Below are 7,546 nucleotides of genomic sequence, written 5' to 3' on the forward strand. Positions count from 1 at the left end.
CTGTTCTGGCTGGCGACTCCCTCCATGCTTTGGCGTTCGAAATATTGGCAAGCCCGCAGACGCATCCCGACCCATTTGTTCGCGGCGAACTGGTATCGACGCTTGCACTGGCCAGCGGCCCCGAAGGGATGGCGGGCGGCCAGATGATGGATATTGAGGCGGAAAAGGCCACTTTCGACCTGCAGACCGTCATGCGCCTGCAAGCCCTTAAAACAGGCGCGCTGATTGCGGCCAGTGTAGAGATGGGCGCGATTTTAGGGCATATCCCACCAGAGGGCCGAACACATTTACGGGGCTATGCGCGCGACATTGGTCTCGCCTTCCAGATTGCCGATGACATCTTGGATGTCGAAGGCGATCCTGAACTCGCCGGAAAAGCCCTTCAAAAAGACGCAGATGCCGGCAAAGGGACGTTTGTATCGTTGATGGGCCTTGAGCGCGCGAAACAGCAGGCCGAAATGCTCGTCGCTCAGGCCAATGAACATTTATCCTGCTATGGCACCGAAGCCAATTTATTGCGCGCTATCGCAAACTATATCACCGAAAGGGATCATTAAATGACTCACCGGATTGGCGTTTACCCCGGCACTTTTGACCCGATCACTTTGGGGCATATGGACATTATCCGGCGCGGCGCGAAGTTAGTTGATGAGCTTATCATTGGCGTGACAACAAACGCCGCCAAATCGCCCATGTTTTCCGACGATGAACGGATTGCGATGGTCGAACGTGAGGTCGCGAGCATTGGTTCTGCCCATATTCGGGTTGTCGGGTTCAACTCGTTGCTTATGGATTTTGCCGAGGCGCACGGTGCAAGCACCGTCATTCGCGGTATTCGCGGGGTAACGGACTTCGAATATGAATATCAACTCACGGGCATGAACCGGCAACTGAATGACCGCGTCGAGACGCTGTTTTTAATGGCGGATGTATCGCTTCAGCCTATTGCATCGCGGTTGGTGAAGGAAATTGCGATTTACGGCGGTGAAATCGGGAAATTTGTTACCCCTTCTATTCGTGACGAAGTGGTCGCACGGGTGCAGAAAATTGGCGGAAAAGCCGCCTAAACCCATTTAGGTGTTAGCAATATTTATCGTCAAACGGGCTTACGCCGCTTTCGGTCGGCGGGTTTAGGAGCGAGTGGTAACTCAAGATATTCCTCCGGCACATAAATGGCATATGTCGCAAGCCGTATTTCGCGGACGAACTGAACCAAACAAGCCGACAAAAGCGCCAGCGCGAGCATGAATACGGCAACGGCCACCCAAGCGGCAGAAAATTGGGTCAGCCCCATCAGAAACAGCACGGCAATCTCCGCACAGACCGAAATCGCCTACAGAACTGCGAGCAATATCGCAGATCCAACCACGCGCATGCGCTTTTTGGTGATCCGCAATTCGCGCATTACGCGTTCATGCGCAGGGCCGTCGGTGTCGGCATATTGGCGCTGCAGATCGCGTGAACGATCGACAATTCGGGCCAATCGACCAGTAAGCACATTAAGTAAGCTGCCAACAGCAACCAATAGAAATGCCGGCGCCAGCGCCGTTTGCAAAACGGAGATAACGGACGCAAGATCAGGTCCGAATTTACCGTCCAATGCGTTTCGCCGCCGCTAGGGCCCGCAGGTCTGTCTTTAGTAATTTGCCAATATGGCTGCGTGGCATTTCGTTTATGGAATACAGCACCGAAATACGCTGCGTTTTGCCCAACTGTCCATTAACGCGCTCAAGGATGACCTCAGGCGACGCCGATTCGTTGTGCAATCGCACAAACCCAACGGGCGTTTCCCCCCATGCTTCTGACGGCATGCCAACAACAGCGGCTTCGGCCACCTCGGGTTGCTGTTCCAACAATTCTTCAAGGTCCTTGGGGTAGATGTTAAACCCGCCGGAAATGATCATATCCTTTGCGCGACCGACAATAGAAACGAAGCCATCTTCGTCGACTATTCCGATATCGCCGGTCTTCAACCAGACATTGCCATCTGCGTCGCGCCACTCCATCTCGCGGGTCTTTTCTGGCTGATTTTTGTAACCAGACATCATGGTAGGCGAACGGCCGGTCAAAACGCCCTTGGAGCCGGCTGGCAGGCGGTTGTCGTCTTCATCCAATACAATGAGTTCATGGCCCGTAACTGGCTGTCCAACGGTATGCAGCTTGTGAGGGTGGTGATGGGCCTGCAGCATGCAGACTACGCCGCCCTCAGTCATACCGTAAATTTCGACAAGCCCGCCTGGCCAACGCTTTAGCACATCTGCCTTCAATTCCGCGGCAAAGGGCGCGCTGGTGCAGAATTTTACTATGAAGCTGCTTAAATCATAATTGCCGAAAGCGGCATGCGCCAAAAGCCTTTGATATTGCACAGGCACGAGCATGGTGTGCGTGGTCTTGTCCGTTTGCGCATGGCCAAGATAGGCCAAGGCATCAAACTTCTCCATAATCCGCGCAAAACCGCCATGGCAAATTGTCGGCAGGAACACAGCAAGCGTTGTGTTCGAATATAAGGGCGTAGACACCAATGACCGGGTATCGTGGCTGTAGATGGATTTGAACCCACCCGCCATCTGGTGCCAACGCATGCCGTGCGAATGGATAATGCCCTTTGGCGTGCCTGTGGTTCCGCTGGAATAGATAATGTTGAAAGGGTCGGTCGCGGCAGGCGTCACCGCCGCGAATGCAGCACCCTCCTCCGCCATCCAATCGTTAAGCGTCAAATGATCACCAACGGCATGATCTAGCATAATGATTTTGATATCGCCCAAGGCGACGCCTTTGAGGTCAGCCAACTTAGCCGCATCCACGAACAAATGCATCGCGCCTGAGTCCTTCAGCATCGCCGCCAACTGTGCTGGCGCCGCCGACGTGGTCAAGGGCGCAGCGCAGCCCCCAGCCCGAATTGCCGCGAGATACACCAATGCATATTGCACATCGCTCGTCCCCAATATGGCAACGGCCTGACCGCGCTGAAGCCCATCACGCTGAAGCCCGGCGCCGATGCGCGCCGTCAACTGAGCAACTTCGCGCCAAGTCAGTTGGGTTAGGCTGTCGGCAAGCGCGGGCTCAGTAGCCTTTTCCGCGCCCCAAGCGCCGATTAGCGCGCCGAAATCACCAAAGGATTTTTCCAGTTCAGTCTCGATATGCATATAAACTCGCGTCGCTCCTTCACTGGCCTAACTGATGATTTAGCGTGATATTCAAAAGTTTCATTGTCTATTTTTCTCCCGCAGTTCTTGACCGCGAAATAGACCTTTCCCTGCCCATAAAAGATTGTGGAAAAAAGTCGATTTTCAGGCGCTTTTCCTTGGGTATTTCGGGGTTCCAGCCTATGGTCACAGCATGACTGAAGAAACACCGGAAAACCCGCAATATAACCCCACTGCAGACAGTGCAGAAAACCCCAACCAGAACGAATATGGTGCCGACAGTATCAAGGTTCTGAAGGGTCTCGACGCGGTTCGTAAACGGCCCGGAATGTATATCGGCGATACGGACGACGGCAGCGGCCTTCATCATATGGTGTTCGAGGTCTCTGATAACGCTATCGATGAGGCGTTGGCCGGACATTGCGATCTGGTGCTAATTGAACTTAACCCCGATGGTTCGGTGTCTGTCGAAGATAATGGCCGCGGTATTCCGACGGGCATGCACAAGGAAGAAGGCGTTTCGGCGGCAGAAGTCATCATGACTCAGTTGCACGCAGGCGGCAAGTTTGAGAACACATCGGACGACAACGCCTATAAGGTGTCCGGCGGCTTGCACGGCGTCGGCGTTTCGGTGGTCAATGCGCTGTCCGAATATCTGGAACTGACCATCTGGCGTGAGGGCAAAGAGCATTGGATGCGTTTTGAGCATGGCGATGCCGTGGGGCCTCTGGTTGTTCGGGGTGATGCGCCTGTGGTCGATGGCAAGCCGAAAAAGGGCACGCGCGTGACCTTCATGGCGTCGACCAACACGTTCAAAAACGTACTTGAATTTGACTTCGATAAGCTTGAGCATCGGTATCGCGAATTGGCATTCCTGAACTCAGGCGTCCGCATATTGCTGCGCGACAACCGGCATTCCGATGTCAAAGAACATGATCTGTATTATGTCGGTGGTATCGGCGCGTTCGTACAATATCTTGATCGCAACAAGGTGGCTTTGCTGTCAGAGCCTATTACGATTAGGTCGCAGCGCGATGGCATCGCAATCGACGTCGCGCTCGAATGGAACGACAGCTATTATGAAAACGTGTTGTGCTTCACAAACAACATACCGCAGCGCGACGGCGGTACCCATTTGGCGGCATTTCGCTCGGCGCTGACCCGCACCCTCAACAATTATGCCGAAAAATCGGGCGTGTTGAAAAAGGAAAAGGTCACTTTGACCGGTGACGACATGCGCGAAGGCCTCACCGCCATCGTGTCGGTCAAGCTACCTGATCCGAAATTCTCGTCGCAAACCAAAGACAAGTTGGTCTCATCCGAAGTGCGCCAACCGCTGGAAAGCTTGATGGCTGACCGGATGAGTGAGTGGCTTGAGGAAAATCCTGGCCATGCGCGCACCGTCATCCAAAAGGTGATTGATGCCGCCGCCGCGCGCGAAGCCGCACGCAAGGCACGTGAAGCCAGTCGCAAATCGGTAATGAGCGTTGCGTCCCTGCCCGGCAAACTTGCCGACTGCCAAGAAAAAGATCCGGCCAAGTCCGAACTGTTCCTGGTCGAGGGTGACTCTGCAGGTGGATCAGCCAAGCAAGGCCGCGACCGCCATTATCAGGCCATTTTGCCGCTTAAGGGTAAAATCTTGAACGTCGAACGCGCGCGCTTTGACCGGATGCTTTCATCGAAGGAAGTAGGCACTCTCATTCAAGCCATGGGCACCGGCATTGGCCGTGAAGATTTCAACATCGAGAAGCTGCGTTACCACAAGATTGTGATTATGACCGACGCCGACGTCGACGGTTCGCATATCCGCACCTTATTGCTGACTTTTTTCTATCGGCAGATGCCCGAGATTATCGAAAACGGACATCTTTTCATTGCGCAGCCACCATTGTACAAAGTGGCAAAGGGCCGCAGTGAAATATATGTAAAGGACGACAAGGCACTCGACGACCATTTGGCAGAGCTTGGCCTTGGTGGTGTTGTTTTGGAAGGCGCTGGTGGCCAGCGTGCCGGAGCCGATCTGGGCGCACTGGTTGACCACGCGCGGCGTATGCGCAGCCTTATGGCGTTTGTACCACGTCGGTATGACCCCACAATTGTTGAGGCTATGGCGTTGACGGGCGCGCTTGATCCCGAAGCGACAGACCGGACTGCTGCTGTCACCAAAGCGGCCGCATGGATGGCAGCACAAGATGTCGAAGGCAAATGGTCCGGTCGCCTGTCCGAAGACGGTGGCTATCATTTTGAACGCCTCTGGCGCGGCGTCACCGATCATCATATCATCGAAGCCGCATTCCTAATGTCAGCGGAAGCGCGCAAATTGCACAAGCTGGCGAGCGAAGAGACCGCAAGCTATGAAACGCCAGCGCGGCTCGTTAAAGTCTCCGCTGCTGCTGCCGAGGCGATCGACGAGGTCGAGAGCGATGAAGAGGCCGGTGACGCCGTTGGCGATCAAGCCAAGCGCGCAACGACGGCGGTTAGCATCGGCAACAAGGGTGCGATTACCCGTCCGTCCGAACTGCTTGATGCTATTTTGGTGGCAGGCCGCAAGGGACTGTCGATTTCCCGGTACAAAGGTCTTGGCGAAATGAACGCTGAGCAATTGTGGGAAACTACACTTGATCCCGGTCACCGCTCGCTATTACGCGTTGAGATTGACCAAGCCGATCTTGCCGACGACATTTTTACCAAATTGATGGGTGAGGTTGTGGAGCCGCGGCGCGATTTCATTGTCGAAAACGCCCTGAATGTCGCCAATCTAGATGTTTAAGCGACGGTCTTTCGAGCGGTATCTGCCTTAAGATTTCGGGTAGCCGTAAAGATTGGGCAACACGTCGCTTGACCATTGGATTGGTGTAACAGACTGAATATGCAGTGTTCCTCGGGGAGGATATATGGGCAATCGTAGTTTTTTCGTGATGGCTTTGTTGGCTCTGCCCGTGTTGGCGCAAGCCGGCGACCGCCGGGTAGAGATTGGCACAGGCATAGCCAGCTATTATGGTTCTGAGCTGAGTGGAAACCGAACAGCCAGTGGCGAACGCTTTGATCCTAATGCAATGACAGCAGCGCATCGAACCCTGTCATTCGGTAGCCTTGTAGCCGTGACCAACTTGGCCAATGGTCAGGAAGTGGTCGTTCGCATCAATGATCGCGGCCCTTGGGGCAAATCACGCATTATGGATGTGTCCTTCGCAGCCGCGAAACAACTTGGCATGCACCGAAGCGGTACCGCAAAAGTTAAGCTTGAGCTGCTAGACTAACCTATCGCTGCACGTTGCCATTCCGGCAGGTCCAGCGCCGTCATATCCTCCACACGGCGCAACTCAACCGACAGGCCAAGTTCGGGATAGGCGCAGCGTTGACGGCTAATGTCCGCCTTTTCCAAAGGCACCACCACCAGCCGCCGATTGACTTTTTGCCGCCAATTCATGCGCGCGGTATTTTCCTGCCCGACATAGCATCCCTTTGTGAAGGACACGCCATTCAGCTCGGCTGCATTTGCCTCAAGCCATAAGGTTTGCTCGCTTCCAAGCTCCGCCAAGCCCTCAGGGATACCAAGGCCAAGACGATGTACGCGGTAGGTAGCGCTCACATCCACATCATCCGCCGACGGCGCCCCTAGCCATCGTTCGCCTAATTCAGCATGGCGTGGGTCGCTGCTACCTTCCGAGCTCCAATAAACGGCGGTTTCCGGGTCTACCGCAATCGCAATCTTCCGCCGCAGCCGGTACATCGAAAGCCGCCGAATAAGCGCATCTGTTTGCGCGCTCTCGCAATCGATCAGCACATCGTCGGCATCGGCCCATAAAAGAAAATCAAACAATGCTTTGCCTTGCGGGCTTAAAATGCCCGCCCATGAGGGCATGTCTGCTGCTGTATCCTGCGTGACCAAACCCTGCAAAAATTGCCGTACGTCCTCTCCAGCTTCAGTCGGTGACAGGCGGATGATATGACGATCAAAAAGACGGGTGTTTCTCATAGGTGACAGATAGGGGGGCGGACGCTTAAAGGGAAGCCATGACCGACCAGACGATTCTTACCATCCGCCGGCCCGATGACTGGCATGTTCATTTGCGCGACGGTGCAGTGATGCGCAGCGTAGTGCCTTACACCGCGAACCAATTTGCGCGCGCCATTGTGATGCCCAACTTGTCGCCCCCCGTAACATCGGTTGAGGCTGCCGCTGCCTATCGCGACCGGATCTTGGCCGCCGTTCCGCAAGGCATTAGCTTTACGCCGCTCATCACGGCCTATTTGACCGATGCAACAGATGGGCACGAGCTGGCACGCGGTTTTGCCGAAGGCGTGTTTACTGCCGCCAAATTATACCCAGCGCACGCAACCACCGGAAGCGCGCATGGCGTCACCAATGTGGCAAACATCATGCCTGCGCTTGAACA

The 7,546-nt window shown here is 54.8% G+C and carries 9 protein-coding genes; 5 read left to right on the plus strand and 4 right to left on the minus strand.

The genetic code is table 11. From position 1 onward, the window contains the following. Nucleotides 1–557, plus strand: a 557-nt coding sequence (locus tag ACIQ2T_RS10690; RefSeq protein ID WP_397590794.1) for a polyprenyl synthetase family protein, incomplete at its 5' end; no start/stop codon positions are given. Further along, nucleotides 558–1,067: a pantetheine-phosphate adenylyltransferase gene (gene coaD / locus ACIQ2T_RS10695; protein ID WP_353206494.1), complete on the plus strand. Its 510-nt coding sequence runs from the start codon at nt 558–560 to the stop codon at nt 1,065–1,067. A 29-nt stretch (nt 1,068–1,096) separates the two neighbouring features. On the opposite strand, the gene ACIQ2T_RS10700 is transcribed toward coaD, so the two are convergent. The 3 genes from ACIQ2T_RS10700 to ACIQ2T_RS10710 are packed head-to-tail and all read right to left on the minus strand — an operon-like array spanning nt 1,097 to nt 3,146. Continuing rightward, nucleotides 1,097–1,306, minus strand: a complete 210-nt coding sequence (locus ACIQ2T_RS10700; protein ID WP_397590795.1) for a hypothetical protein — start codon at nt 1,304–1,306, stop codon at nt 1,097–1,099. Nucleotides 1,307–1,333: 27 nt separating this feature from the next. Then, complete coding sequence (locus ACIQ2T_RS10705) at nt 1,334–1,600, minus strand: DUF2721 domain-containing protein (RefSeq protein WP_397590796.1); 267 nt, start codon at nt 1,598–1,600, stop codon at nt 1,334–1,336. Further along, a complete protein-coding gene (locus ACIQ2T_RS10710; RefSeq protein WP_397590797.1) occupies nt 1,590–3,146 on the minus strand; it encodes a class I adenylate-forming enzyme family protein in 1,557 nt (518 codons plus the stop codon). The genes ACIQ2T_RS10705 and ACIQ2T_RS10710 overlap by 11 nt, the downstream gene beginning before the upstream one ends. 193 nt (nt 3,147–3,339) lie before the next feature. Between ACIQ2T_RS10710 and gyrB the strand changes: the two genes are divergently transcribed. Then, complete coding sequence (gene gyrB, locus ACIQ2T_RS10715; RefSeq protein ID WP_397590798.1) at nt 3,340–5,916, plus strand: DNA topoisomerase (ATP-hydrolyzing) subunit B; 2,577 nt, start codon at nt 3,340–3,342, stop codon at nt 5,914–5,916. A 124-nt stretch (nt 5,917–6,040) separates the two neighbouring features. After that, nucleotides 6,041–6,406, plus strand: coding sequence for a septal ring lytic transglycosylase RlpA family protein (locus ACIQ2T_RS10720; protein WP_397590799.1), 366 nt, complete (start codon nt 6,041–6,043; stop codon nt 6,404–6,406). Here ACIQ2T_RS10720 and ACIQ2T_RS10725 read toward each other — a convergent pair. Then, entirely contained in the window at nt 6,403–7,125 is a 723-nt protein-coding gene (locus ACIQ2T_RS10725; RefSeq protein WP_397590800.1) for a YgfZ/GcvT domain-containing protein, read from the minus strand. The genes ACIQ2T_RS10720 and ACIQ2T_RS10725 overlap by 4 nt on opposite strands. Before the next feature lie 38 nt (nt 7,126–7,163). On the opposite strand from ACIQ2T_RS10725, the gene ACIQ2T_RS10730 reads away from it, so the two are divergent. Further along, nucleotides 7,164–7,546: amidohydrolase family protein (locus ACIQ2T_RS10730; RefSeq protein WP_397590801.1), on the plus strand; the 383-nt coding region annotated here is incomplete at its 3' end.

It is taken from the genome of Sphingorhabdus sp., from assembly GCF_044357595.1.
Taxonomy (GTDB): domain Bacteria; phylum Pseudomonadota; class Alphaproteobacteria; order Sphingomonadales; family Sphingomonadaceae; genus Sphingorhabdus_B.